This window comes from Streptomyces sp. 130 (assembly GCF_007096885.1).
In the GTDB taxonomy this organism is placed as follows: Bacteria; Actinomycetota; Actinomycetes; order Streptomycetales; family Streptomycetaceae; genus Streptomyces.
In genome coordinates this window covers 126359-150312 of sequence record NZ_VJNO01000005.1, presented here as the reverse complement: position 1 = coordinate 150312, position 23954 = coordinate 126359, and the positions used below count along the sequence as shown (strand labels likewise).

At 72.5% G+C, this 23954-nt stretch carries 25 protein-coding genes and 1 tRNA gene; 9 read left to right on the top strand and 17 right to left on the bottom strand.

The annotated features are described in order from the left end of the window. Positions 1-8: 8 nt before the first annotated feature. The 5 genes from FKN01_RS06810 to FKN01_RS06790 all read left to right on the top strand — a co-directional run bounded on the left by FKN01_RS06810 (position 9) and on the right by FKN01_RS06790 (position 6973). Positions 9-884: an amidohydrolase family protein gene (locus FKN01_RS06810; RefSeq protein ID WP_143617442.1), complete on the top strand. Its 876-nt coding sequence runs from the start codon at positions 9-11 to the stop codon at positions 882-884. Between the two features lie 78 nt (positions 885-962). Beyond that, on the top strand, positions 963-1703 hold the full coding sequence (locus tag FKN01_RS06805; protein WP_143617440.1) for a response regulator transcription factor: 741 nt from the start codon (positions 963-965) through the stop codon (positions 1701-1703). 4 nt (positions 1704-1707) lie between these two features. Then, positions 1708-3216: a cell wall metabolism sensor histidine kinase WalK gene (locus FKN01_RS06800; RefSeq protein ID WP_143617606.1), complete on the top strand. Its 1509-nt coding sequence runs from the start codon at positions 1708-1710 to the stop codon at positions 3214-3216. Positions 3217-3494: 278 nt separating this feature from the next. After that, positions 3495-4823 carry a bifunctional glycosyltransferase family 2/GtrA family protein gene (locus FKN01_RS06795; RefSeq protein WP_260696802.1) on the top strand — a complete coding sequence of 443 codons (1329 nt, stop codon included), beginning with the start codon at positions 3495-3497 and terminating at the stop codon, positions 4821-4823. Beyond that, positions 4820-6973, top strand: a complete 2154-nt coding sequence (locus FKN01_RS06790; RefSeq protein ID WP_143617438.1) for a glycosyltransferase family 39 protein — start codon at positions 4820-4822, stop codon at positions 6971-6973. The genes FKN01_RS06795 and FKN01_RS06790 overlap by 4 nt, the downstream gene beginning before the upstream one ends. A 12-nt stretch (positions 6974-6985) precedes the next feature. Here the strand turns inward: FKN01_RS06790 and FKN01_RS06785 are convergent, their stop codons facing one another. Next, the gene (locus FKN01_RS06785) at positions 6986-7858 is read right to left on the bottom strand and encodes an endonuclease/exonuclease/phosphatase family protein (RefSeq protein WP_143617436.1); all 873 of its coding nucleotides are present in this window, start codon (positions 7856-7858) and stop codon (positions 6986-6988) included. A 220-nt stretch (positions 7859-8078) separates the two neighbouring features. Here FKN01_RS06785 and FKN01_RS06780 point away from each other — a divergent pair, with 220 nt between their 5' ends. Continuing rightward, complete coding sequence (locus tag FKN01_RS06780) at positions 8079-8843, top strand: TetR/AcrR family transcriptional regulator (protein ID WP_143617434.1); 765 nt, start codon at positions 8079-8081, stop codon at positions 8841-8843. Between the two features lie 5 nt (positions 8844-8848). Here the strand turns inward: FKN01_RS06780 and FKN01_RS06775 are convergent, their stop codons facing one another. From FKN01_RS06775 to FKN01_RS06755, 5 genes are all read right to left on the bottom strand, one after another. Beyond that, positions 8849-9763, bottom strand: a complete 915-nt coding sequence (locus tag FKN01_RS06775; protein ID WP_143617432.1) for an NAD(P)-dependent oxidoreductase — start codon at positions 9761-9763, stop codon at positions 8849-8851. Beyond that, a complete protein-coding gene (locus FKN01_RS06770; RefSeq protein WP_143617430.1) occupies positions 9760-10224 on the bottom strand; it encodes a PPOX class F420-dependent oxidoreductase in 465 nt (154 codons plus the stop codon). The genes FKN01_RS06775 and FKN01_RS06770 overlap by 4 nt, the downstream gene beginning before the upstream one ends. A 26-nt stretch (positions 10225-10250) precedes the next feature. Continuing rightward, positions 10251-11069, bottom strand: coding sequence for a YceI family protein (locus tag FKN01_RS06765; protein ID WP_143617428.1), 819 nt, complete (start codon positions 11067-11069; stop codon positions 10251-10253). A gap of 213 nt (positions 11070-11282) precedes the next feature. After that, complete coding sequence (locus FKN01_RS06760; RefSeq protein WP_143617426.1) at positions 11283-13781, bottom strand: MFS transporter; 2499 nt, start codon at positions 13779-13781, stop codon at positions 11283-11285. 23 nt (positions 13782-13804) lie between these two features. Then, positions 13805-14326: a MarR family winged helix-turn-helix transcriptional regulator gene (locus tag FKN01_RS06755; RefSeq protein WP_143617424.1), complete on the bottom strand. Its 522-nt coding sequence runs from the start codon at positions 14324-14326 to the stop codon at positions 13805-13807. 249 nt (positions 14327-14575) lie between these two features. Here FKN01_RS06755 and FKN01_RS06750 point away from each other — a divergent pair, with 249 nt between their 5' ends. Beyond that, positions 14576-14791 carry a hypothetical protein gene (locus FKN01_RS06750; RefSeq protein ID WP_143617422.1) on the top strand — a complete coding sequence of 72 codons (216 nt, stop codon included), beginning with the start codon at positions 14576-14578 and terminating at the stop codon, positions 14789-14791. 181 nt (positions 14792-14972) lie between these two features. On the opposite strand, the gene FKN01_RS06745 is transcribed toward FKN01_RS06750, so the two are convergent. From FKN01_RS06745 to FKN01_RS06730, 5 genes are all read right to left on the bottom strand, one after another. Continuing rightward, positions 14973-15839, bottom strand: a complete 867-nt coding sequence (locus FKN01_RS06745; protein WP_143617420.1) for an RNA polymerase sigma factor SigF — start codon at positions 15837-15839, stop codon at positions 14973-14975. Positions 15840-16073: 234 nt separating this feature from the next. Next, positions 16074-16961, bottom strand: a complete 888-nt coding sequence (locus FKN01_RS06740; RefSeq protein WP_143617418.1) for an RNA polymerase sigma factor SigF — start codon at positions 16959-16961, stop codon at positions 16074-16076. Between the two features lie 258 nt (positions 16962-17219). Beyond that, a complete protein-coding gene (locus FKN01_RS06735) occupies positions 17220-17513 on the bottom strand; it encodes a Dabb family protein (RefSeq protein WP_143617416.1) in 294 nt (97 codons plus the stop codon). A gap of 9 nt (positions 17514-17522) precedes the next feature. Continuing rightward, a complete protein-coding gene (locus FKN01_RS32465) occupies positions 17523-17687 on the bottom strand; it encodes a hypothetical protein (protein ID WP_185992772.1) in 165 nt (54 codons plus the stop codon). A gap of 494 nt (positions 17688-18181) precedes the next feature. Then, positions 18182-19357 carry a DUF371 domain-containing protein gene (locus tag FKN01_RS06730; RefSeq protein WP_143617414.1) on the bottom strand — a complete coding sequence of 392 codons (1176 nt, stop codon included), beginning with the start codon at positions 19355-19357 and terminating at the stop codon, positions 18182-18184. 99 nt (positions 19358-19456) lie between these two features. Here FKN01_RS06730 and FKN01_RS06725 point away from each other — a divergent pair, with 99 nt between their 5' ends. Continuing rightward, a complete protein-coding gene (locus FKN01_RS06725; RefSeq protein ID WP_143617412.1) occupies positions 19457-19951 on the top strand; it encodes an RNA methyltransferase in 495 nt (164 codons plus the stop codon). Positions 19952-19961: 10 nt separating this feature from the next. Here the strand turns inward: FKN01_RS06725 and FKN01_RS06720 are convergent, their stop codons facing one another. From FKN01_RS06720 to FKN01_RS06700, 5 genes are all read right to left on the bottom strand, one after another. Then, positions 19962-20624 carry a class I SAM-dependent methyltransferase gene (locus FKN01_RS06720; RefSeq protein ID WP_143617410.1) on the bottom strand — a complete coding sequence of 221 codons (663 nt, stop codon included), beginning with the start codon at positions 20622-20624 and terminating at the stop codon, positions 19962-19964. Positions 20625-20799: 175 nt separating this feature from the next. After that, positions 20800-20887 (bottom strand) — tRNA-Ser (locus FKN01_RS06715). Between the two features lie 77 nt (positions 20888-20964). Then, positions 20965-21393, bottom strand: a complete 429-nt coding sequence (gene tadA, locus FKN01_RS06710; protein ID WP_260696809.1) for a tRNA adenosine(34) deaminase TadA — start codon at positions 21391-21393, stop codon at positions 20965-20967. A gap of 78 nt (positions 21394-21471) precedes the next feature. Continuing rightward, positions 21472-22020: a hypothetical protein gene (locus tag FKN01_RS06705; protein ID WP_143617406.1), complete on the bottom strand. Its 549-nt coding sequence runs from the start codon at positions 22018-22020 to the stop codon at positions 21472-21474. 192 nt (positions 22021-22212) lie between these two features. Next, entirely contained in the window at positions 22213-22458 is a 246-nt protein-coding gene (locus FKN01_RS06700) for a hypothetical protein (RefSeq protein WP_143617404.1), read from the bottom strand. A 116-nt stretch (positions 22459-22574) separates the two neighbouring features. Between FKN01_RS06700 and upp the strand changes: the two genes are divergently transcribed. Further along, positions 22575-23210: a uracil phosphoribosyltransferase gene (upp, locus tag FKN01_RS06695; protein ID WP_143617402.1), complete on the top strand. Its 636-nt coding sequence runs from the start codon at positions 22575-22577 to the stop codon at positions 23208-23210. Positions 23211-23272: 62 nt separating this feature from the next. Here upp and FKN01_RS06690 read toward each other — a convergent pair whose 3' ends face one another. After that, positions 23273-23872 (bottom strand): LytR C-terminal domain-containing protein, encoded by a 600-nt coding sequence (locus FKN01_RS06690; RefSeq protein ID WP_143617602.1) that lies wholly within the window; start codon positions 23870-23872, stop codon positions 23273-23275. Positions 23873-23954: the final 82 nt, after the last annotated feature.

Genomic DNA, 23954 nt, shown 5'->3' with positions numbered 1-23954 from the left:
TCGGCCGTATGGGTGACGAGCACGACGACGTGGCGCGGTTCCGGCAGCGGCTCGGGCTGCCCGGGCTCATCGACGTACACACGCATTTCATGCCGGAGCGGGTCCTGCGCAAGGTGTGGGCGTACTTCGACTCGGCGGGCCCGCTGACCGGGCTGGAGTGGCCGATCGCCTACCGGCACGAGGAGGCGGAACGGCTCGCCGTGCTCCGCTCGTTCGGGGTGCTCCGCTTCACGTCGATGCTGTACCCGCACAAGCCGGGGATGGCGGCCTGGCTCAACGACTGGGCGGCCGGTTTCGCGGCCCGGACGCCGGACTGCCTGCACACCGCGACGTTCTTCCCCGAACCGGACGCCGGGCGCTATGTCCGGGAGGCCGTCGAGGCGGGGGCCCGGGTCTTCAAGGCGCACCTCCAGGTCGGTGCGTACGATCCGAACGATCCCCTGCTCGACCCGGTGTGGGGTCTGCTCGCGGAGGCGGGCATCCCGGTCGTGACGCACTGCGGCTCGGGCCCGGCCCCCGGCAAGCACACCGGCCCCGGCCCGATCGGCCGGGTCCTCGCCCGGCATCCCCGGCTGCGGCTGATCGTGGCGCACATGGGGATGCCGGAGTACGCGGATTTCCTGACGCTCGCGGAGACGTATCCGGAGGTCCGGCTCGACACGACGATGGCGTTCACCGACTTCGTCGAGGAGCTCAGCCCGTTCCCCGCGTCGGAGCGCGGCCGCCTCGCGGCCCTCGGCGACCGCATCCTGCTGGGCACGGACTTCCCGAACATCCCGTATCCGTACGTCCACCAACTGCACGCGCTGGAAGGGCTCGGCCTGGGCGACGACTGGCTGCGGGCGGTCTGCCACGACAACGCGAAGGCGCTGTTCGGCGTCTGAGGGCCCCGCCGCGGCTTTCTCAGGGAATTCACAGAAACGGAAAAGAACTCTCTCAGAGCCGTCTCACAGGCTGGCGGCATGACGACGACGACCTCGCCCCAGGGGCGTACCGAACTGCTCAGGCCGGACCGTACCCCCGTGCGGGTGCTGGTCGTGGACGACGAGGCTTCGCTCACGGAGCTGCTGTCGATGGCGCTTCGTTACGAGGGCTGGGAGGTGCGCAGCGCGGGGGACGGCGCGACGGCCGTGCGCACGGCCCGCTCGTTCCGGCCCGACGTGGTCATCCTCGACGTGATGCTGCCCGACATGGACGGGCTCGCCGTCCTCGGCAGGCTGCGGCGGGAACTGTCCGACGTGCCGGTGCTGTTCCTCACCGCGCGCGACGCCGTGGAGGACCGGATCGCCGGGCTCACGGCGGGCGGCGACGACTACGTCACCAAGCCGTTCAGCCTGGAGGAGGTCGTGGCCCGGCTGCGCGGCCTGATCCGGCGGTCGGGGACGGCGGCGGCGCGCAGTGAGTCGCAGCTCGTGGTGGGCGACCTGATGCTGGACGAGGACAGCCACGAGGTCAGCCGGGGCGGGAAGAACATCCACCTGACGGCGACCGAGTTCGAGCTGCTGCGGTTCCTGATGCGCAACCCGCGCCGGGTGCTCAGCAAGGCGCAGATCCTGGACCGGGTCTGGAACTACGACTTCGGCGGCCAGGCCAACGTGGTCGAGCTGTACATCTCCTACCTGCGCAAGAAGATCGACGCGGGCCGCTCGCCCATGATCCACACCCGGCGCGGGGCGGGATATCTGATCAAGCCGGGTGAGTAGCACGATGCGGCGGCCGTGGACCCTGCGCACCCGCCTCGTGGTCTCGGCGGTGGCGCTGATCGCCGTCGTCGCCGCCGTGATCGGCTCGGTCACCGCGATCGCGTTCCACAGTTACATGTACGGGAAACTCGACGACCAGCTGCGGGACATCGCGGTCCGGGCGCAGCGGGCGCCGGGTGTTCCCGCGCCCGGCGGCCCGAAAGCGTCCCCGGAGCGTGATCCGCTCGGTTTCATCGGCATGGGCGGCCAGCCGCTGGAGACCTTCGGCGCGCTGGTCGAGCGGGGGGAGATCACGGACTCGGCCGTCGTGAAGGACGGCGGCTTCGACGCCGGCGAGAACACCGAACCGCTGACCGACGCCCAGCGGGACGCCGTGACGGCCGCCGGGGTCACGGCCGACGACCGTGCGCACGACGTCGAGCTGCCCGGCCTGGACGGCTACCGGGTGCGGGCGGTGCCCGCGGGCGGCGGTGCCACGGTGCTCGTCGGCATCCCGACCACCGAGGTGAGCCGTGCGCTGGGCACCCTGATCCTGGTGGAGGTCTGCGTGACCGGTGCGGGGCTCGTCGCGGCGGGGATCGCGGGCGCCGCGATGGTCGGTGTCGCGCTGCGGCCCCTGCGCCGGGTGGCGGCCACCGCGACCCGGGTCTCCGAACTGCCCCTGCACAGCGGTGAGGTGGCGCTCCTCGAACGGGTCCCGGACGCCGAGGCGGACCCGCGCACCGAGGTGGGGCAGGTCGGCGCGGCGCTGAACCGGATGCTGGGGCACGTGGGGTCGGCCCTGGACGCGCGGCAGCGCAGCGAGACGCGGGTGCGCCGGTTCGTCGCGGACGCCAGTCACGAACTGAGGACCCCGCTCGCCTCGATACGCGGCTACGCCGAACTCACCCGGCGCGGCGGCGAGGACCCCGGTCCGGACACCCGGCACGCGCTCGGGCGCATCGAGTCGGAGGCCCAGCGGATGACGGGCATGGTCGAGGACCTGCTCCTGCTGGCCCGCCTGGACGCCGGCCGTCCGCTCTCGTACGAGAGCACCGACCTCTCGCCGCTCGTCGTGGACGCGGTGAGCGACGCCCGCGCGGCGGACCGCGCCGAGCCCGCCCGCCACTGGCGCCTCGACCTGCCGGACGCCCCCGCGACGGTCCGCGCCGACCCCACCCGCATCCACCAGGTCCTGGTCAACCTCCTGGCCAACGCCCGTAGCCACACCCCGCCGGGCACCACGGTCACCGCCCGCGTCCTGGCCGCCGCCGGCACCCCGTGGGTCACGGTGGAGGTCCAGGACGACGGCCCCGGCATCCCCCTGGACCTCCTGCCCCACATCTTCGAACGCTTCACCCGGGGCGACGCCTCCCGTTCCCGCCACGCCGGCTCCACGGGCCTCGGCCTCGCGATCGTCCAGGCGGTGGTGGCGGCGCACGGCGGCGCGGTGGAGGTGCGGTCGGTCCCGGGGGAGACGGTGTTCGCGGTGCGGCTGCCGGTGGAGGGGGCGTGGACGGCCCCCGCCGGATGACGAGGGCCGGGCAAGGCGGAGGCCGGACGCCCGTGCGTCCCGTCCAGCGGGTCGGCGTTTCGAAGCCGTGGCACCGCGGTACGTCACGATCGGGCCCGGCGCCCGCTGACACGCGCCCAGTCGCCGGCAGTGGTTCTCACGCCGGCCGGTGAACTGCCGCTCGCCCGCGTCGGACGAGCACCTCGCAACCGCCGCGGCAGCACACGTCCGCCGGTTCCACAGGCGCGCCACAGCCTCACCACACGCCTGTGACAGCGCCGTTCGCGAGTGTCGACGGCATGCGAACCGAGACTCCTTGGAGCGCCCTGCCGGCCCGGGACCACCTCCTGGCCGGGGTGGGGGGCGCGGCGGGTGCGCCCGTGCTCGATGTGGTGGTGCCCGTCTACAACGAGGAGAAGGACCTCGAACCGTGCGTGCTGCGGCTGCACGAGCACCTGGCCCGTACCTTCCCGTACGCCTTCCGGATCACCGTCGCCGACAACGCCAGCACCGACCGGACGCCCGAGGTGGCGGAGCGGCTGGCGCGCTCGCTGCCCAGGGTGCGGTCCTTCAGGCTGGAGGAGAGGGGGCGCGGGCGGGCGCTGCGTACCGTGTGGACCCACTCGGACGCGCCGGTGCTCGCGTACATGGACGTGGACCTGTCCACCGACCTCAACGCCCTGCTTCCGCTGGTGGCGCCGCTCATCTCCGGGCACTCCGACCTGGCCATCGGCTCCCGCCTCGCGCGTAGTTCGCGGGTGGTGCGGGGGACGAAGCGGGAGTTCATCTCGCGGGCCTACAACATCATCCTGCGTTCGTCGCTGGCCGCCCGGTTCAGCGACGCGCAGTGCGGGTTCAAGGCGATCCGGCGGGAGGTCGCGCAGCGGCTGCTGCCGATGGTGGAGGACACCGGCTGGTTCTTCGACACCGAGATGCTGGTGCTCGCCGAACGGGCCGGGCTGCGCATCCACGAGGTGCCCGTCGACTGGGTGGACGACCCCGACTCCACGGTCCACATCGTGCGGACCGCCACCGAGGACCTGAAGGGGGTGTGGCGGGTGGGGCGGGCGCTGGCCGTCGGCGCGCTCCCGCTGGACCGGCTGGCACGGCCCTTCGGGGACGATCCGCGCGACCGGGCGATCGGCGGGGTGCCGGGCGGGCTCGCCCGGCAGCTCGTCGGGTTCTGCGTCGTGGGCGCCCTGTCCACGCTGTTCTACCTGGCGCTGTACTCGCTCTTCCGGCTCGGCGCCGGGCCCCAGCTCGCCAACGGGGCCGCGCTCCTCGTCTCGGCCGTCGCGAACACCGCCGCCAACCGGAGGCTCACCTTCGGGGTACGAGGGCGGGGTGGCGCCGTCCGTCACCAGGCACAGGGCCTCGTGGTCTTCGCCATCGGGCTCGCCCTGACCAGCGGCTCGCTGGCGGCCCTGGGCGCCGCCTCCGGCTCGCCCTCGCACAGCACCGAACTCGCGGTGCTCATCGCGGCCAACCTCGCGGCGACGGTGCTGCGCTTCCTGCTCTTCCGTGCCTGGGTCTTCCCGGACCGGGAGCGGGCAAACCCCGTGCGCGAAGCCGCCGTTCCCGCGCCGCACGCCACCGAAACCACCCCCGACCCGAGGAACGTCCGATGACCACGCTCGACCCCGCCTACGCGCCGGCCGCCCGGCCGGACACACCCCCGGGGCACGCACGGGCCGGTGCCTCGCTGCTCCGCCGGACCTGGCGCGGCCGGACCGAGGACGCGCCCTGGGTGCGTCCCGCGTTCCTGGCCCTGCTGCTGGCCATCACGCTGGCGTACCTCTGGAACCTCAGCGCCTCCGGCTACGCCAACTCCTTCTACTCCGCCGCCGTGCAGGCCGGCAGCCGCAGCTGGAAGGCGTTCTTCTTCGGCTCGCTCGACGCGGCCAATGCCATCACCGTCGACAAGCCGCCGGCCACCCTGTGGCCCATGGCCCTCTCGGTGCGGGTCTTCGGGCTCAGCTCCTGGGCGATCCTCGCCCCGCAGGTGGTGATGGCCGCCGCGACGGCCGGGGTGCTGTACGCGGCCGTGCGCCGCCGCTTCAGTGCCGCCGCCGGGCTCATCACCATGGCGGTGTTCGCGCTGACGCCCGTCGCCGCGCTGATGTTCCGCTTCAACAACCCGGACGCGATGCTCGCGCTGCTGATGACGGTCACCGTCTACTGCGTGCTGCGCGCGATGGAGAAGGGCCGCACGAAGTGGCTGGTGTGGGCGGGTGTCGCGGTGGGAATCGCGTTCCTGTCGAAGACCCTCCAGGCGTTCCTGATCCTGCCGCCGCTGGCCGTGCTGTACGCGGTGTGCGCGCCGGTTCCCGTACGCAGGAGGTTCGGGCAGCTCGGTCTGTCCGCGCTCGCCATGGTCGTCGCGGGCGGCTGGTGGGTGGCGGCCGTCGAGCTGTGGCCGGCCTCCTCACGCCCGTACATCGGCGGTTCGCAGAACAACTCGTTCCTCGAGCTGACCTTCGGCTACAACGGGCTCGGCCGGATCAACGGCGAGGAGACCGGCAGCGTCGGGGGCGGGGGCGGTCCGGGCGGCGGCGGTCAGTGGGGCGAGACCGGAATCGGCCGGATGTTCAACTCCGAGGTGGGCGCCCAGATCTCGTGGCTGCTGCCCGCCGCCCTGATCCTGCTCGTGGCCGGGATCTGGCTGACCTGGCGCGTGAAGCGGACGGACACCGCGCGGGCGGCGTTCCTCGCGTGGGGCGGTTCGCTGCTGATGACGGCCGCCGTGTTCAGCTTCATGGCCGGAATCTTCCACCAGTACTACACGGTGGCCCTGGCGCCCTACCTGGCCGCGCTGACCGGCATGGGCGTCACGGTCCTGTGGGAGGAACGGGCCCGCTGGTGGGCGGGCGCCGCGCTGGCGGGGACCGTGGCGGTGACGGCGTACTGGGCCTACGTGCTCCTCGGCCGCACCCCGGACTACCAGCCGTGGCTGCGGACGGCCGTCCTCGTCACCGGACTCGTGGCGGCGGTGGGCCTGCTGCTCGCGGCCCGGATCGGCCGCCGACTGGCCCTGGTCGCGGTGGTGCTGGGCTTCGCCGCGTCGCTCGCCGGGCCGGCCGCGTACACCGTCAGCACCCTGAACACCGGCCACCAGGGCTCCATCGTCACGGCGGGCCCGGCCTCGGGCGGCGGCATGGGCGGACCGGGCGGCGGTGGCGGTGGCCGGGGCGGCGGACCGGGCGGCGGCGGACCGGGCGGCGGCATGCCCCCGGGGCAGGGCGGCACCACCCAGCAGGGCACCGGCATGGGCCGGCCCCCCACCGGCACCCCGCCCAACCAGGGCCAGAACCAGGGCCAACCCCCCACCCAGAACGGCCGACGCGGCACCGCGCCCACCACGGGCGAGCGCGGCGGACCGGGCGGCATGGGCGGCGGCGGCATGGGCGGCCTCCTCAACGGCGCGTCCGTCGGCTCCCAGGCCAAGGCGCTCCTGGAGAAGAACGCCGACGACTACACCTGGGCCGCGGCGGCCATCGGCTCCCAGAACGCCGCGAGCTACCAACTCGCCACCGAGGAGCCCGTCATGGCGATCGGCGGCTTCAACGGAAGCGACCCGTCCCCGACGCTCGCGCAGTTCAAGGAGTACGTCGAGGACGGCCGCGTCCACTACTTCGTCTCGGGCGGCGGAATGGGCGGCGGCATGGGCGGCAGCGGCACCGCCTCGCAGATCTCGTCCTGGGTGGAGGAGAACTTCACGGAGGTGACGGCGGGCAGCGCCACCTTCTACGACCTCACCCAGCCGAAGACGGGCAGCTGACGGCCCGGGAACTCAGCGCCGCAGCAACAGGTCGGCCACGACAGGGCGGTGGTCCGAGGCGAGCGACTCCTCGGCCACCGCCGCGCCGCGTACCCGCACGGTGTCCTTCGAAACGGCCACGTAGTCGATCCGCTGCACCGGATTCAGCGCCGGGTACGTCGGCCCGCCCGGTTCGGCGTCGGTGAGCTCCTTCCACAGCGGCGCCAGCTCCGGCGCGGCCGGCGGCGCGTTGAAGTCGCCGAGCAGGATCTGCCGCACCGGCCGCCGCTCGCGCGCCCGGTCCTCCGCCATGATCCGGCGCGTGTCCGCGACCTGGGCGACGCGGACGGACGGGTCGCCCCGGTAGTCGAGATGCGTCGCGTACACATGGACGGGCAGCCCGCGCACCTTCAGCACCACCTCGCCGAAGCCGGGCGCGGGCGCCGGGACCGGGTCCGGGTCCTGCGTGGAGAGCCGGGTCAGGTCGTGGTTCTCGGCGCTCACGATCCGGTACCGGGACAGCACGGCGACGCCGAACTCCCGCCGGGGCCCGCCCTCCGCCACCGGATCGAGGCTGTAGATCGGCGCGAAGGAGACGTGCATCCCCAGCCGCCGGCCCAGCTCGGCCGCCAGGTCCCGCCCCTGGCTGCGGTCGCCCCAGTGGACGTCCACCTCCTGGAGCCCGATCACATCCGCGTCCAGGGCGCGCAGCGCGGCCACCTGCCGGTCGAGATCGAAGACGTTGTCCATGCCGGCCCCGGCATGGATGTTGTACGTGGCGACGCGCAGCGGCACCGACCGCCCGGGCGCCTGCCCGTGCTCCGCCGCCGTGGCCGGAGGCGCGAGCGCGGCCCCCAGCAATCCCGCGGCCACCAGGACTTCCACCGTACGACGACGCAGTGACATATCACTCCAGCTTCCGGGGCAGGTCGTAATCCGATGCGGCGACCGGCACCGTACCCACGAGAAGACGCTTGTACGCCCCAACCACCCCGATGTCCGGCCGGTCCGGGCGCGGCAGCGGCATAGCATCGGGCGGGACGCGCCGGACCGTACGCCTCCGTTTCACGGGTGCGCGGCAGGCGGCCGGTCCGTACGTTCCGCCGGCGAGACGAGGGAGTGCGCCATGGTGTCCGCGGCCGACCGCGTGAAGAACCCCGTCCGCTCCAGTGTGTGGCTGGAGCCCCGGCAGCCCGCGCGCTCCCGCCGCACGGACCAGCCGGCCGGGCTCGGCCGGGAGCGGATCACCGAGGCCACGGTGCGGCTGCTGGACGCCGAGGGCCTGGCGAAGTTCTCCATGCGCCGGCTGGCCGCCGAGCTGGACGTGACGGCCATGTCCCTCTACTGGTACGTGGACACCAAGGACGACCTGCTGGAACTGGCCCTGGACGCGGTGCACGCCGAGATCGCGCCGCCGGACGCCGACGCCCCCTGGCAGGACCGGCTGCGCGCGGTGGCGGCGGCGTACCGGGGGCTGCTGGTGCGGCACGTCTGGGTCTCGCCGCTCGTGGGCCGGTTCCTCAACCTCGGGCCGCACGCGCTGCTGGTGACCCGCACCGTGCGGGACGTGATCCGGGCGACCGGGCTGCCGCCGGAGGACCACGGGGGCGCGCTGTCGGCGGTCTTCCAGTTCGTGTACGGATTCGGCACGGCCGAGGGCCGGTTCGCGCGGCGGAGCGCGGAGGCGGGGCTCACCCAGGACGAGTACGTCCGGCAGGCGATGGCGGCGATCCAGGAGCAGCCCCGGCTCGACGGCTTCGTGGAGGGCTCGCCGGGCCTGACGGCGGCACGCGGCGGGGCCGCCGTGGAGGACACCCGCGAGCGCGACTTCGCCTTCGCGCTGGACCTGCTGATCGCGGGGATCGACGCGATGCGGGAGCGCGCCCGGTAACCGCGCTAGTAGCCCCGGGCGGTGTCCACCGTGAGCGCCGGGACCCGGCCCGCCGCCACCTCCCGCCGGCACGCGGCGAAGTCCGTGACGATGTCCTCGTCCGCCGTGATCCCCGCGGAGTGCGAGGTGACGACCGTACGCGGCAGCCGCCAGCACGCGTCCCCGGGCGCCGCCGGCTCGTCGGCCAGCACATCGAGCACCGCCCGCCCCACCGCCCCGGAGCGCAGCGCCCCCTCCAGCGCCCCCAGATCCACCGTCGCCCCCCGCCCCACGTTGAGGAACGTCGCCCCGCCCATCGCCGCGAACCGGTCCGCCCCGAAGTAGCCGGTGGTCGCCCCGGTCAGCGGGAGCGCGGCGACCACCCAGCGGGCGGCCACCGGTTCGTCCGCCGGGACCACCGCGTCGAAGCCGGGCGGCACCGGGCGCGGGGTGCGGGCGGCGGCCACGGTCCGGATGGAGCAGGCCCGGAGCAGCGTGGCGACGGCGGAGCCGATGCGGCCGATGCCGTGCACCACGGCGGTCTGTCCGGCGACGAGTTCGGAGTCGATGCGGCGCCACTCGGCGCGGGCGTGCTGGGCGGCGAACTCCGGGACCGACTGGCACTCCGCGAGCACCCAGCCCAGCACGTACTGCGCGATCCGCTCGCCCATCCGTCCCACGGTCCGGGTCAGCAGCACGCCGTCCGGCCAGGGCCCGGAGCGCAGCAGGGCGTCCGTGCCCGCGTTGACGCTGTGGAACCAGACCAGGTCCGCCCCGCGCACCGCGTCGGGCAGCGAGGCTCCCACGTACACGAAGGGGCCCTCGCCCAGGCGGCGTTCGACGGCGCGCCCGGTGGCCGCCGCCAGTTGGCGCACGGCGGCCTCGCCGACCTCGGGCCCGGCGACGATCCGGGCCCGGTCCAGCACGGCGGGGGCGATCACGGGGCGAGGCGGGCCGGGAAGCCGCCGGTGGCGACGGGGCCCCAGCGCTCCGGGGTGATCCGGATGATCGACTTCCCCTGCTTCACCATCGCCGCCCGGTACTCGTCCCAGTCGGGGTGCTCGCCGGAGATGTTCCGGAAGTACTCGACCAGCGGCTCGACCGACTCCGGCGCGTCGATGACCTCGGCCGACCCGTCGATCTGGACCCACGGCCCGTTCCAGTCGTCCGACAGGACGATCACGCTGACGCGTGCGTCGCGCTTGGCGTTGCGGGTCTTGGCGCGCTCCGGGTACGTGGAGACCACGATCCGGCCCGCGTCGTCCACGCCGCAGGTGAGCGGGGAGCCCTGGGGGCGGCCGTCGGCCCGGGTGGTCAGCAGGATTGCCCGGTGCCGGGGCCGTACGAAGTCAAGCAGTGCGTCGAGTTCCACGGCGGTGTTCGTTGCGATGTTGGGTGCCATGGAACCGACCCTACGGTGGAGGCCTGTCAGACGGCGGGCAGGGAATCGCCCTGCACGGCCTGGATGTCCAGCTCGACGCGGAGCGTGGTGCCGATCGCCGCGATGCCCGCCTGGACCACCTGGTTGTAGTTCATGGCGAAGTCCTCGCGGCGCAGTTCGGCCGTCGCGCTGAACGCCGCGCGCACCCCGCCCCACGGGTCGGGGCCGGTGCCGAGGTAGCTCAGGTCGAGGTCGACGGGCCGTGTCACGCCGCGCATCGTCAGCTCGCCGTGCACGGTCCAGCGGTCGGGCCCGGCCGGGGTCAGCCCGCTGGAGCGGTAGGTGATCTCCGGGAAGCGGTCGGTGTCCAGGAAGTCGGGGGAGCGCAGGTGCTTGTCCCGCATGCCGTTGCCGGTGTCGATGCTCGCCGCTTCGATGACCGCCTCGACGCGGGAGCTCTGGAGGTCCTCGGAGATCTCGACGCGCCCGCCGAACTCGGTGAACCGGCCGTGCACGCTGGAGATCCCCAGGTGCTGCGCGACCGCGCCCACCGAGGAGTGCGCCGGGTCCAGCGACCAGGTGCCCGGCGGCGGCAGCTCGACGCCGCCCTGGCGGCCGAGCACCACCGTGCCCGCGTCGGCGGTGCCGCTCGCCGTGACGAGGGCGGTGGAGGCGGCGGGGGCGTACCCGACCGCCGTCACGATCACCGTGTACGCGCCCGCGGCCAGCGGGGTGTCGGCCCGTACCGCCCCGGTCTCGTCGGCGGAGGCGCGCAGCACCTGCGTGCCGGTCATGTCGGTGACCGTCACGACCGCGTGCTGCACGGCCCAGCCGTCCCGCGTCCGTACCTGTGCGCGAAGTCCCATCCCGTTCTCTCTCCTTGCTCATGACCCGTCCGTCCGCCGGACCGGGTCACTCAATGAGTCGGGCCCCGGGGCGGGGACGGCAGGCCGTCCCCTGCCTGCCGTCCCCGCCGCCGGGGCCCATTTCCGCCGGCCGGGGCGGCGCCTCCGCTCGAAGAACGCCGCCCCCGCCAGGGGTCTTGCACGGGTCCGGGGGCTGTCCCCGGACCGCGTGGGTCACTCGCCCGGGTGGACGAGCTCGATGTCGTGGCCGTCGACCCCGTGACCGGCCACCGTCAGGGCACCGGCCACCGGCGGGTAGCCGGTCGCGATGACCGTGTACTCGCCCGCGTCCAGGTCGGCGAAGGCGTACGCCCCGTCCTCCCCGGTCGTCGAGGTGGCGATCACGTTGCCGGCCGCGTCGACCAGCGTGACCCGGGCGTCGGGCAGCGGGCGGCGGCTCGCACCGGCCCGCACGACGCCCTGGACCAGCGCACCGGCCTGGAGCGCGGCCTCGACCCGGGTGACACCCTGGCCGCCGACCTCGACCGGCAGGGCCAGCGGGCGGAAGCCGGCCGCGTTGACGGCGACGGTCACCGTGCCGGGGACCAGCTCGCCGAAGGTGAAGTCGCCCGTCTCGGCGGACTTCCCGGTGGCCAGCACATCGCCGCGCACATCGGTCACGATGACCATGGCGTCCGCGACCGGGGTGCCGCTCTCGGCGGCGCGCACGGTGCCGGCCAGGCCGCTCGTACCCGAGAGGAGGATGTCGTACGCCAGCGCCTCGTCGCCGACGACCACGGTGGACGCCTGCGGCTGGAAGCCGTCGGCCGACGCGATCAGGACGTAGGAACCGGCGCCCGGGGCGGCCAGCGCGTAGCTCCCGTCGGCCTGCGCCGCGGCGATGCCCAGCTGCCGGCCGCCGAGCGAGATCAGCGTGACGGCCGCCCGGGCCACGGGCGCGCCCTCGGCGCCCCGGACCACACCGCGGACGGGGGTGCCGCCCTCGGCCAGGTCCACGGGGGCCTCGGTCCCGGCGGCGGGGGCCGCCTCGGTGGCGACGGCGGTGACCCCGGCGGCGCCCTCGGAGACCGCCTCGGTGACGGTCTCGGCGGGGGCCTCGGCGGGCGCTTCGGCCTGCGCCGGGGCGTCGCCCGCGGCCCGGGTCCTCAGCGCGACCTCCTTGATGAACAGCGTGATCAGGAAGGCGAGCAGCGCGGCCGGAGCGGCGTAGAGGAAGACGTCACCGACGCCGTGCCCGTAGGCGGCCTCCATGACCGTGCGGAACGGGGCGGGCAGCTTGTCCAGGTCGGGGATGCCCCCGCCGCCGGTGCCGCCGTGGCCCAGGGCCGCGCCCTGCGGGCCGAGGTCCGCGAGGCCGTCCTTGACGTAGTGGGTGACGCGGTTCGCCATGACGGCGCCCAGCGCCGAGACGCCGATCGCACCACCGAGGGAACGGAAGAAGGTGACGACGGAGCTGGCCGAACCGAGGTCCTTCGGGTCCACCTGGTTCTGCGTGGCGAGCACCAGGTTCTGCATCATCATGCCGATGCCGAGACCCATCACGAACATGAAGACCGCGATGTGCCAGTACGTCGTGTCGTAGCGGATCGTGCCGAGCAGGCCGAGGCCGGCGGTGACCAGGAAGCCACCGGTGACCAGCCACGCCTTCCAGCGGCCGGTCTTGGTGATGATCTGGCCCGAGACGGTCGAGGAGATGAACAGACCACCGATCATCGGGATCGTCATCACGCCGGACATCGTCGGCGACTTGCCGCGCGCCAGCTGGAAGTACTGGCTGAAGAAGACGGTGCCGGCGAACATCGCGATACCGACGAACAGCGAGGCGAGCGAGGCGAGGGTGATGGTCCGGTTGCGGAAGAGCCGCAGCGGGATGATCGGCTCGCTGGCGCGGGACTCGGTGAAGACGAAGAGCAGCGCGAGGACCACGGAGCCCGCGAGCATCACACCGGTCTGCCAGGACATCCAGTCGTACTTGTCGCCCGCGAACGTCACCCACAGGAGCAGCAGCGAGACGGCGGCGCTGATGAAGAAGGCGCCGGTCCAGTCGACCTTGACGTCCCGCTTGACGACGGGGAGCTTCAGGGTCTTCTGGAGCACGATGAGGGCGATGACCGCGAACGGCACACCCACGTAGAAGCACCAGCGCCAGCCCATCCAGCTGGTGTCGGTGATGACGCCGCCGAGCAGCGGGCCGCCGACGGTGGCGACGGCGAAGACCGCGCCGATGTAGCCGCTGTACCGGCCGCGCTCGCGCGGGGCGATCATCGCGGCCATCACGATCTGGGCGAGGGCGGAGAGGCCGCCGACGCCGATGCCCTGCACCACACGGCAGGCGATCAGCATGCCCGCGCTGGTCGAGAGACCGGCGACGACGGACGCCGCGACGTAGATGACCAGGGCTATCTGGACCAGCAGCTTCTTGCTGAAGAGGTCGGCCAGCTTGCCCCACAGGGGCGTGGTCGCGGTCATCGCCAGCAGCGAGGCGGTGACGACCCAGGTGTAGGCGCTCTGCCCACCGCCCAGGTCGGAAATGATCTCCGGCAGGGCGTTGGAGACGACGGTCGACGACAGTATCGCGACGAACATGCCGAGCATCAGCCCGGCCAGTGCCTCCATGATCTGCCGGTGTGTCATCGGCGTGCCGTCGGAGGCGTCGTGGCCTCCGTGCTTGGCGTGGCCGCCCCGCACACCGGTTGGTGTGGTCGTAGCCATGTAAGTCCTTGTCTTTGCTTCTGTTACGCGGGTGTACGGGTGTACGAGCCGTCATGGCTGTCGGTCCGGCGGGCGCGGCAGTCGCCGCTGTGCTTTCCGGAGGCGCATCCTCCGGAGCCGCGGCAGGAGAAGCTGTCGCGGAGCCGGGCCAGCAACGTGTTGAGCTGTCCGACCTCGTCGTCGGACCAATCCTGAAGATGGCAGGCGAACATCTCGGTCGACCGGCGGTAGAGGTCCTCCAGCACCCCTTCTCCCGCGGGGGTCAGCCGCAGGATTCGGGAGCGCCTGTCCGCCGGGTCCGGGAACCGTTCGATCCAGCCCCGTTCCGCCACGTGGGCGACGTGTCGGCTGGTCACCGACATGTCAACCGCGAGGAGCTCGGCCAGCCGGCTGATCCGCATCTCCCCGTGCCGGCTCAGCAGAGTCAGCACGGCGGCGGAGCCACCGGGGCATTCGGCGGGCAGGATGCGGGCGAGACCTCTCTTGACGGCCCCGATGGCGCTCAGCTGCCGGGCCAGTTCTTCGTACTGACTCCGTGCGGCCACGGGACCCCCAGACGGTCTCACCGGTCATCTTGTTGCTTAGGGCAACCATAGAAGCCGTTGGTTGCTGCAGGCAAACGAAAAGGGGCTTGCGGAAGTAAAGGAACGCAAAAGGGCGCGCCGGGTACTGGTCAAGACCGCAGGGTATGCGGTAAAGGAGGCGGTGTTGTGGTCTGCGCCACAGTGGTGGCGGATCGGCGGGCGGCGCCCGGGGGTTGGGCCGTTCGCCCGAATTCGCTAGGGTCCTGCGACATGGCACACAATCCCCACGCACCGCAGGGTCCCGAGGGCTCCTACGACCCGGCCGGCAGCACCCAGATGTTCCGCGCCTTCGTCGACGAGGGCGAACCGCAGCGCCGGCAGCCCGCCGCCGCCGCCGCGTCCTCCGGCCCGAGGACCGGACTGATCGCAGGAATCGTCGCGGTGGTCATCGTGCTCGGCGCGGTCGCCTGGCTCGCGCTCGGCTGACCCGACCCGTTACGCCGTCCCGCCCGCTCCCCGACCGCATCCGTCCTGGCGCCGCTCCCTCGCTGATCCGCTGATCCGTGAGGGGCGGCGCTTCGGTTTGCGGGCGGCGCCGCACGGGAACGCGCATCGGCCGCCGAGGGGACCCGGCGGCCGGCGGTGAGACACGTCCGGACCTCCGGACTCAGTCCGCGATGAGCCCTTCCCTGAGCTGGGCGAGCGTACGCGTCAGCAGGCGGGAGACGTGCATCTGCGAGATGCCGACCTCCTCGCCGATCTGCGACTGGGTCATGTTGGCGAAGAACCGCAGCATGATGATCTGGCGCTCGCGCGCCGGGAGCTTGGCCAGCAGCGGCTTGAGCGATTCCCGGTACTCGACGCCTTCCAGCGCCGTGTCCTCGTAACCCAGCCGGTCGGCCAGCGAGCCCTCGCCGCCGTCGTCCTCGGGGGCCGGCGAGTCCAGCGACGAGGCGGTGTAGGCGTTGCCCACGGCCAGGCCGTCGACCACCTCTTCCTCGGAGACCCCGAGCGCCCGGGCCAGCTCCGGGACGGTCGGCGAGCGGTCCAGCTTCTGTGCGAGCTCGTCACTGGTCCGGGTGAGGGCGAGCCGCAGCTCCTGAAGGCGGCGCGGCACCCGCACCGACCACGAGGTGTCCCGGAAGAACCGCTTGATCTCGCCCACGACGGTGGGCATCGCGAACGTCGGGAACTCCACGCCCCGTTCGCAGTCGAAGCGGTCGATCGCCTTGATCAGGCCGATGGTGCCGACCTGGACGATGTCCTCCATGGGTTCGTTGCGGCTCCGGAACCGCGCCGCCGCGTACCGCACGAGGGGCAGGTTGAGCTCGATGAGTGTGTCCCGCACATAGGCACGCTCCGGGCTGTCGGTCCCGCCGGGGCCCGGGGCGGGGCCCAGCGCGGCGAGCCGCAGGAACAGGGAGCGGGAGAGCGTGCGGGTGTCGATGGCTTCCGGCGAGCTGGTGAGCGCAACGGGTGCGGGCTCGCTCTTGTCGAGCGTGAGCACCTTCGAGCTGCCCTGTTCTACGGACATGCCACCCCCTTGAGGTCGCGGACGGTCGCGGTGGCCACGACCATCGGAGGAACGCAGCCTCCACCTGAATACCGGAGGCGGGGCTGCGGCAAACTCACTTCCCGCAGAATGTCACATGTCGGCAACGCGCTGTAGTGACTTGTCGACAAGTCCAGGGGGAGTTCGCGCAGTTAACAAGGGGTGTGGGGCTTTTGGACCCGGCGAAACGCCCCGGAAACGGTCTACCCGTTTCGGTTACGCCTCGATCCTGTTTGCGGATCGGAGTCTGGCGAAACTCCGGGCCAGGAGCCTTGACACGTGCATCTGGGAGACCCCCAGTTCGGCGCTGATCTGGGACTGCGTCAGGTTGCTGTAGTACCGCAGCAGCAGGATGCGCTGCTCCCGCTCGGGCAGCTGTACGAGGAGGTGCCGGACCAGGTCCCGGTGCTCGACGCCCGCGAGGGCCGGGTCCTCGTAGCCGAGCCGGTCGAGGAGGCCGGGGAGCCCGTCGCCCTCCTGGGCGGCCTCCAGGGAGGTCGCGTGGTACGAGCGCCCGGCCTCGATGCAGGCCAGCACCTCGTCCTCGGAGATCTTCAGCCGCTCGGCGATCTCCGCGGTGGTGGGCGAGCGGCCGTGCGCGGTCGTCAGGTCCTCGGTGGCGCCGGTGACCTGCACCCAGAGCTCGTGCAGCCGTCGGGGGACGTGGACGGTGCGCACGTTGTCCCGGAAGTACCGCTTGATCTCGCCGACGACGGTGGGCATCGCGAACGTGGGGAACTGGACTCCGCGTTCGGGGTCGAAGCGGTCGATCGCGTTGATCAGCCCGATGGTGCCGACCTGGACGACGTCCTCCATCGGCTCGTTCCGGCTGCGGAACCGCGCGGCGGCGTACCGCACGAGCGGCAGGTTGGCCTCGATCAGCGCGGTGCGCACCCGGTCGTGCTCCGCGGTGCCCGGCTCCAGGTCCTTGAGCTGTCCGAAGAGCACCTGGGTGAGCGCCCTGGTGTCGGCGGTCCGGGACCGGGCGGGGGCGGCCTGCTCGTCGGGGGTCTCGTGGACCGTCGTCCGCGCCTGGCCCGGCGGCGGGGCGGACGGCCCGGCGGGCGGGGCGGCCGGTGCCGCCTGGTGGACCTGGGGAGGCACTTGAGGCGCTGTACTGGCCGGCACGGTGACGCCACCCCTTCGCGGTCGACAACTACGGCTACGACTTGCGGTCAACTTCGGTCAATCCGTCCGTCAAAAGCGGTCATAGCATCACAAGACATGACCACTATGTGCAAGCACCCCATAGCGCCGTGTTGACCCCGTCGGGGTTTAAACCGCCCGCCGGGCGTCCATCGGGCCCTGGGACAAAGAAAAGCCCCTCACCGTCGCGGTGAGGGGCTCGCAGGGCCGAAGGCGTCAGAACGGGTAGTCGGCGATCACCCAGGTGGCGAATTCACGCCACTGACCGGCGGCTGCCTGATGGTCCGGGTGCTCGATGTAACGCTTCAGCGCGGCCTCGTCCGCGACCGCCGAGTTGATGGCGAAGTCGTACGCGATCGGCCGGTCGGTGATGTTCCAGGCGCACTCCCAGAACTCCAGCTCCGGGACGGTCCCCTCCAGTGCCCGGAACGCCTCCACCCCCGCGACGACCCTCGGGTCGTCCCGCTCGACGCCGTCGTTCAGCTTGAACAGGACCAGATGGCGGATCACGCGGTACCCCTAGTTGACGAGCTCGGACATGAAGTCGCCGACGCTCTGCGCGGCGTCCGCGATGCCCTCGAACCCTACTTGCACCAGGTCCGCGGCCCGGGCGGGGGAGTTGATGATCGTGTAGAGCACGAAGACGCCTATCACCCAGAGAGCTATCTTTCTCGCTTGCGCCATCAGCCCCTGACTCCCCTTCGATCCCCTGCGGTTTCGATCCCCTGTGCGGTCGGGCGAGTCTATCCACACGCATGCGCGGATCCCTCTGCTGTTTCCGTCACTTGTCGTCCCCTGAGGGACACCCCTTGGGGCCTGTCCGGCGGGCCCCGGGAGCCAGGGACCAACGTCCCGTGCATCAGGGCCCTTGGTCCGCCCGCGAGCGGGGGGCGGCGATGCATGATGGAGGGTGAGCTCCCCGGACTCCGGGGGGCCGGGAACGGGACCCCTGCCGGGGACCCATGCCGTGGCCTCCCCCGACCGCGGCAAGGAGCGGCAGGCCCCGTGACCGGGGGAAGCGGCACATCCCCCCGATGCCGCTTCCCCCTCCTCCCGCTTCTTCCGCGCGGCGCTGCTGTTTCTCGCCGCGCTCCTTGTTCCGCGCCGCTACTGCTTCTTGCCGCGCTCCTTGTTCCCGCGCCGCTACTGCTTCCTGCCGCGCTCCTTGTTTCGCGCCGCTACTGCTTCCTGCCGCGCTCCTTGTTTCGTGCGCCCTCGCTCGGGGAAGCCGGCGCGTCCCCCAGCGCGTCGTACAGGTCCCGCCGGCTGATCCCGAACGGGCGGAGCACCGTGCTCAGGGTGCGCGCGGTGACCCCCTGCTCCACCAGCAGCGGGACCAGGGGCCGCAGGTCCACGTTCCAGGCGGCGTGCTCCGGGGGCGCCAGGACGAACACGCCCTCCTCCTCGGCCCCGGGGGCCCCGGGCGCCGCGACGCCCGCCACCGCCTCGGAGAGCGGCAGCCACGTCGCCCCGTGCCCGAGATCGGGCTGCCCGTCCGGCACGGCGATCCGGCGGACCTCCGCGGACCCGGCCAGCACCTCCGCGAGCGCGCCGAGAGCGGCGGCGGGCGCCCGGAACACCACGGGGGCCGGTGCGGTCCGCACCAGCTCCGCGTGCGGCGGGGCCGCGAGCGCCCGGCGGTCGGTCCGGCCCAGGTGGACCGCCGGCGCGACCGGCAGCCCCGCCGCGAGCAGCGCCGGTACGGTCCCGGTCGCGTCGCCCGGCACCTCGAAGCGGGCACCCTGAGCCGCCGCCCCGGCCAGCCACGCCCCGGCCGCCTGCGAGACGCCCTCCAGCGGGCCGGAGACGGAGGCGGCGATCACCCCGCCGTCCGCGAGGGCCGCGCGGGCCTCGTCCGGGACGCGCGACGCGTCCAGGTCCACCGAGGCGTCCGCCGTCCGCCACAGGAGCCCCGGGCGCCCCTTGGGGTCCGGCAGGCCGCGGCGGTGGACGAGGACCAGCGGCCGGCGCGGCCCGGTCTCGGTCAGCGTCAGGGTCACCTCGGTCGCCGGGTCCTCCAGCGCCGCCACGAAGTCCGGGCCGAGGTCGCTCGCCACCAGGGTGCTGCGGAAGGCGAAGGTGTCCGGTGAGGCGTGGTCGCTGCGCCGGAGCACCAGGCGGTCGGTCACCTCGTGGTGCGGGTTGACGACGGCGGTGCCGGTCGCGACATGGGGCCCGGCCGCCAGGCGGACGGCGACCGGGCCGCGCAGGAGGGCCAGACCCTCCGGGTCGAAGGCGGCGGCCACCCCCACGACGCAGGTCGCCCGGGGCGTGATCTCCCGCTCGCCGGTGAACTCCAAGGTCTTGGTGTGGGTCGCGCGGACGTGTCCGTGGCCCCTGGCGTGGATCTTCATTGCCTTCTCCAGGGCCTAGGTGCGTTGTCCGGACCGGTCATGGTAGTCCGCGCCGGCGGGCGCGGAGCGGGTCGGCCGGGGGCCAGTAGACTTCCCGGCATGTTCGAACACCTCCGTCACAAGCCGGGCACCCCTTTGCTCCGCAAGCGCGAGCTCGTCATCGCGTGCTCGGCGTTTCGCAGCCGCGTGAATCTTTCCAGCGTGGTGCGGACGGCAGGGTGCTGCGGAGTCGAGCGGATCATCGCCTGCGGCAATGTGAAACTCGATCCGAAGATCGCGCGCGACGGTGCCGAGCACGTCGAGATCGAAATGCGCCGGAGCCTTCCGCCGGTGCTGAAGAAGATGCGCGAGGACGGGTACACCGTCATCGCGCTCGAACAGGCCACCAATTCGAAGAGCCTGCACGAGATCAGTTTTCCCCGTAAGTCGGTCATCGTCCTCGGGAACGAGCGGACCGGCCTCAAGGAGGACGAGCTCGCGTGTGTGGACGAGTGCGTGGAGATCCCGGTCTGGGGCTCCCCGCACAGCTACAACGTCGCCACGGCCGGCGCCATGGCCATGTACGAGTACTGCAAGCAGTTCCCGACGGGCTGACCCGCCGGGCTCACGCCTCCGGCCCGGCCGTGACCGCCGTCAGGGTGGCGATGACCTCGGTGCTGTCCGAGTCCAGCCGGCGCGCCCACGACGAGGAGACGGCGGCGGCCTCCTCGGCCTTCGTGAGCTCGAAGCCGGTGACCTTCCACCCGCTCGCGAGGGCCTTCTCGGCAAGGACCTCCTCGACGTACGGACCGGTCAGCTCCGGAAGCCCCTGGATGTCGCGCGGCACCGGTTCCCGCCAGATGCTGGTGCCGACCGTCGCGGTGAGCGGCGCATTCGGCTTGGCGACGTTCCGGAGCCCGCCCCAGATGTCCTCGTCACCGCGCACGAGACCGTGCAGCAATTTCCCCCACGGCATCAGGACCAGCAATTCATCGGCGGCCCCCACCAGCTCCTCGGGGGCGTTCTCGATCGACGCGTTCACGAGCAGCAGATTGGGTACGCCGCCCTTGGCGGGCTTGCGGCGGCTGCGAATGCCGGTCTGCGTCATCCGCTGCCAGGCCGGGTCCACGCCCACGACCAGCCAGCCGGGATTCTCCTTGGCGATGCGATAGGACGCCCGGGCGTCCCCCGTACCGACATCGACGACGACCCGGGAACTCTCCTGGACCAGCCGCTCGAATTCACCCTCGGCGGCCTTTTCCAGCTTCTTGCCCCGCACGATCTGCATAACGGCCAGTGCTTTCTTCCCTCGGCTGCCCGGCCGGCGGTGGCCGGCCCCGGCGGGCGTCCCGCCGCCCCCGGCATGATCCCCCAGCGCGGGGTCCGGTGACCAACCGGCCCGGGGCGCGGGCACACGCGAAACCGCCCCCGATCCGTTCACACGGTTCGAGGGCGGTTCTCGATGGCGGTAGCGGAGGGATTTGAACCCTCGGTGAGTTTCCCCACACTCGCTTTCGAGGCGAGCTCCTTCGGCCGCTCGGACACGCTACCGAGAGAGAGCTTAGACCATGTTGGCCGTACGCCGAAATCCGTTACGGGAGGACGCCGCGGGCACCGGCCCGGGCAGGTCAGCGGTCCCGGAAGAAGGCCGTCAGCGGGGCCGCGCACTCGGCCTCCAGGACCCCGGAGATCACCTCGGGGCGGTGGTTGAGGCGGCGGTCGCGTACGACGTCCCAGAGCGAACCGGCGGCACCGGCCTTCTCGTCCCGGGCGCCGTAGACCACCCGGCCCACCCGGGCCTGCACCAGGGCGCCCGCGCACATCGTGCAGGGCTCCAGGGTGACCACCAGGGTGCAGCCGGACAGGCGCCACTCACCGAGCGCGGCGGCGGCCCGGCGCAGCGCCAGGACCTCGGCGTGCGCGGTCGGGTCGCCGGTCGCCTCGCGTTCGTTGTGCCCGGCGGCCAGCGGCACCCCGTCCGGGCCGAGAACGACGGCGCCGACCGGCACGTCACCGGTCGCCGCCGCACGGTGGGCCTCGGCCAGGGCGCGGCGCATCGCCGCCCGCCAGGGGTCCCGTACGGGATCGGGCGGGGCCGGGGCGTGCGGACGGGGTTCTCGGGCCACCCGGGGACCCTAGCGGACGGTCTCCAGCACCTCGGCCGCTCCCAGCGCGTCCGCGATCTCCGCCAGGGCGTCCGTCCGCAGCATCAGCAGCTCGGCCTCGGGGAGCCCGAGGTCGGACAGGACCCCGGAGTCGCCGATCGGGCCGGCCGGGACGACGCCCGCGGAGGGCCCGTCGTCGTCATCGTCGTCGTTGGCGGTGGTCTCGGGCTCGCCGTCCTCCGTGCCGTCGAGGCCGACGAGCTCCTCCAGGGCGGCGATCGTGTCCTCGGCCCCCGGTTCGCGGCCGAGCAGTTCGTCGGTGAGCAGGATCTCCCCGTACGAGGAGCGGGCGGCGGCGGAGGCGTCCGAGACGTAGATCCGGGGGTCCTCCTCACCGTCCACACGGACGACGCCGAACCAGGCGTCCTCCTGTTCGATGAATACGAGCACCGTGTCCTCGTCAACCGAGGCGTCACGGGCCAGATCCGTCAGGTCGGACAGGGTCTCCACATCGTCGAGCTCCGTGTCGCTCGCTTCCCACCCGTCTTCGGTGCGCGCGAGCAGTGCGGCGAAGTACACCGTGACTCTCCCACTGGTCTCGGGGCCAAGGGCCGGTCCGGGCGGGGAGCAGTCGGTGCTCCGGCTGCCCTGCGTCCCGCCCATTCGGCATCGTGACAGAAACCGGCGCTTCGCGAGAGCAGTTCGGCGGTTGAGTCGGCCATCAGTTCTCTCCACCACCGTCACCAGCGGCTTTTCCGCAGGCCGGAGGGGCTACCAGCGGAACGTACGCATCCGCATGGCCTGGCGCATTCGGGCGGCTTTGACCCGCCGCGGCTGCACCCGGTCGCGCAGCGCCTTGGCCTCGTGGAGCTCGCGGAGGAACTGGGCGCGCCGCCGCCGGCGCTGTGCCTCGGTCTCGGGCGCGTCGGGGGTGTCCGGTGCGTCGGGGGTGTCCGGTGTGACCCTGGGGTTCCGCGCGTTCCCGTGGTCCCGGTCGCTCTGTGCCCCTTCGGCCATCGGCTCCTCACCCCCAAGGCTGGCTGCGTCGCTGGGTCCGTATGCCACCACCTTCCCCCCGAACGTGTGGATGATGCCAGCGCATGGGTACGGGAGGCGCGGTTACGCTGGGTGTCATGCGGATCCACGTCGTCGACCACCCGCTGGTCGCGCACAAACTCACCACCCTGCGCGACAAGCGCACCGACTCCCCGACCTTCCGGCGCCTCGCCGACGAGCTGGTGACCCTGCTCGCCTACGAGGCCACCCGCGATGTGCGCACCGAACAGGTCGACATCGAGACCCCGGTGACACCCACCACCGGCGTGAAGCTGTCGCACCCCCGTCCCCTGGTCGTCCCGATCCTGCGGGCCGGTCTCGGCATGCTCGACGGCATGGTCCGGCTGCTGCCGACCGCCGAGGTGGGCTTCCTGGGCATGATCCGCGACGAGGAGACGCTCAAGGCGTCCACCTACGCGAGCCGGATGCCCGACGACCTCTCGGGCCGCCAGGTCTATGTGCTCGACCCGATGCTGGCCACCGGCGGCACGCTCGTCGCGGCCATCCAGGAGCTGATCAGGCGCGGCGCCGACGACGTCACCGCGGTCGTGCTCCTGGCCGCCCCCGAGGGCGTCGAGGTGATGGAGCGCGAGCTCGCCGGGACGCCGGTCACCGTGGTCACCGCCTCGGTCGACGAACGGCTCAACGAGAGCGGCTACATCGTCCCGGGCCTCGGCGACGCGGGCGACCGCATGTACGGCACCGCCGACTAGCGCCGGACAGGACCTGGGCGCGTCTCACCGAACGCACCCGCTCTCGGCGCCGTCCTCGGCAGTCAGCAGGAGGAGGAGGGCGCCGGAGCGGGCTTCGTCAGCGCGGACAGCGCGGCGGCGGCCGTCTGCGGCTTGCTGAACTCCGTGAACTTCTTTCCGATGATCAGATCGACCTCCCCGTTCTTGCGGGCGTCGGTCTTCGTGGTGGCCCCGGGCAGCTGGGCGCCCAGCACCGGGAACGTGCCGTCGGCGGCGGCCGGGGCGCCGAGCAGGATGCCCGTTCCCGGCACCTTCTTGTCGTACGCGGCGGTGGCGTTCCCCACCTCGCCGATCTTGAACCCGCGCTTCTTCAGCTCGTCGGCCGCGGCCTTCGCGAGACCGCCGCGCGTGGTCGCGTTGTAGACGTTGACCGTGATCTTCGCGGGCTGCGGCAGCACCTTGGCGGGTTTCGACGGCTTCGGAGAGGGGCAGTGCCCGGCCCGGTCGGCGGCGCTGGCCGTCTTGTCGCCGCCGGTGAAGACATCGATGAGCTGCAGCGTGCCCCATCCGGCCAGCCCGAGGGCGACCACGGAGGCGATGGTGGCGAGGACCACTTTGCTACGGCGGCGGGGGCGTCGCATGCGGGGGTACTTGTCACCCGTGATGCGGTACTTTCCGCCCATGCCGGGGGGAGTGAGCATGCTCATGGGCGCAGCGTAGTGCGACCCGGTGATGATGCCTACTAAATGATCAATGGATCGCACC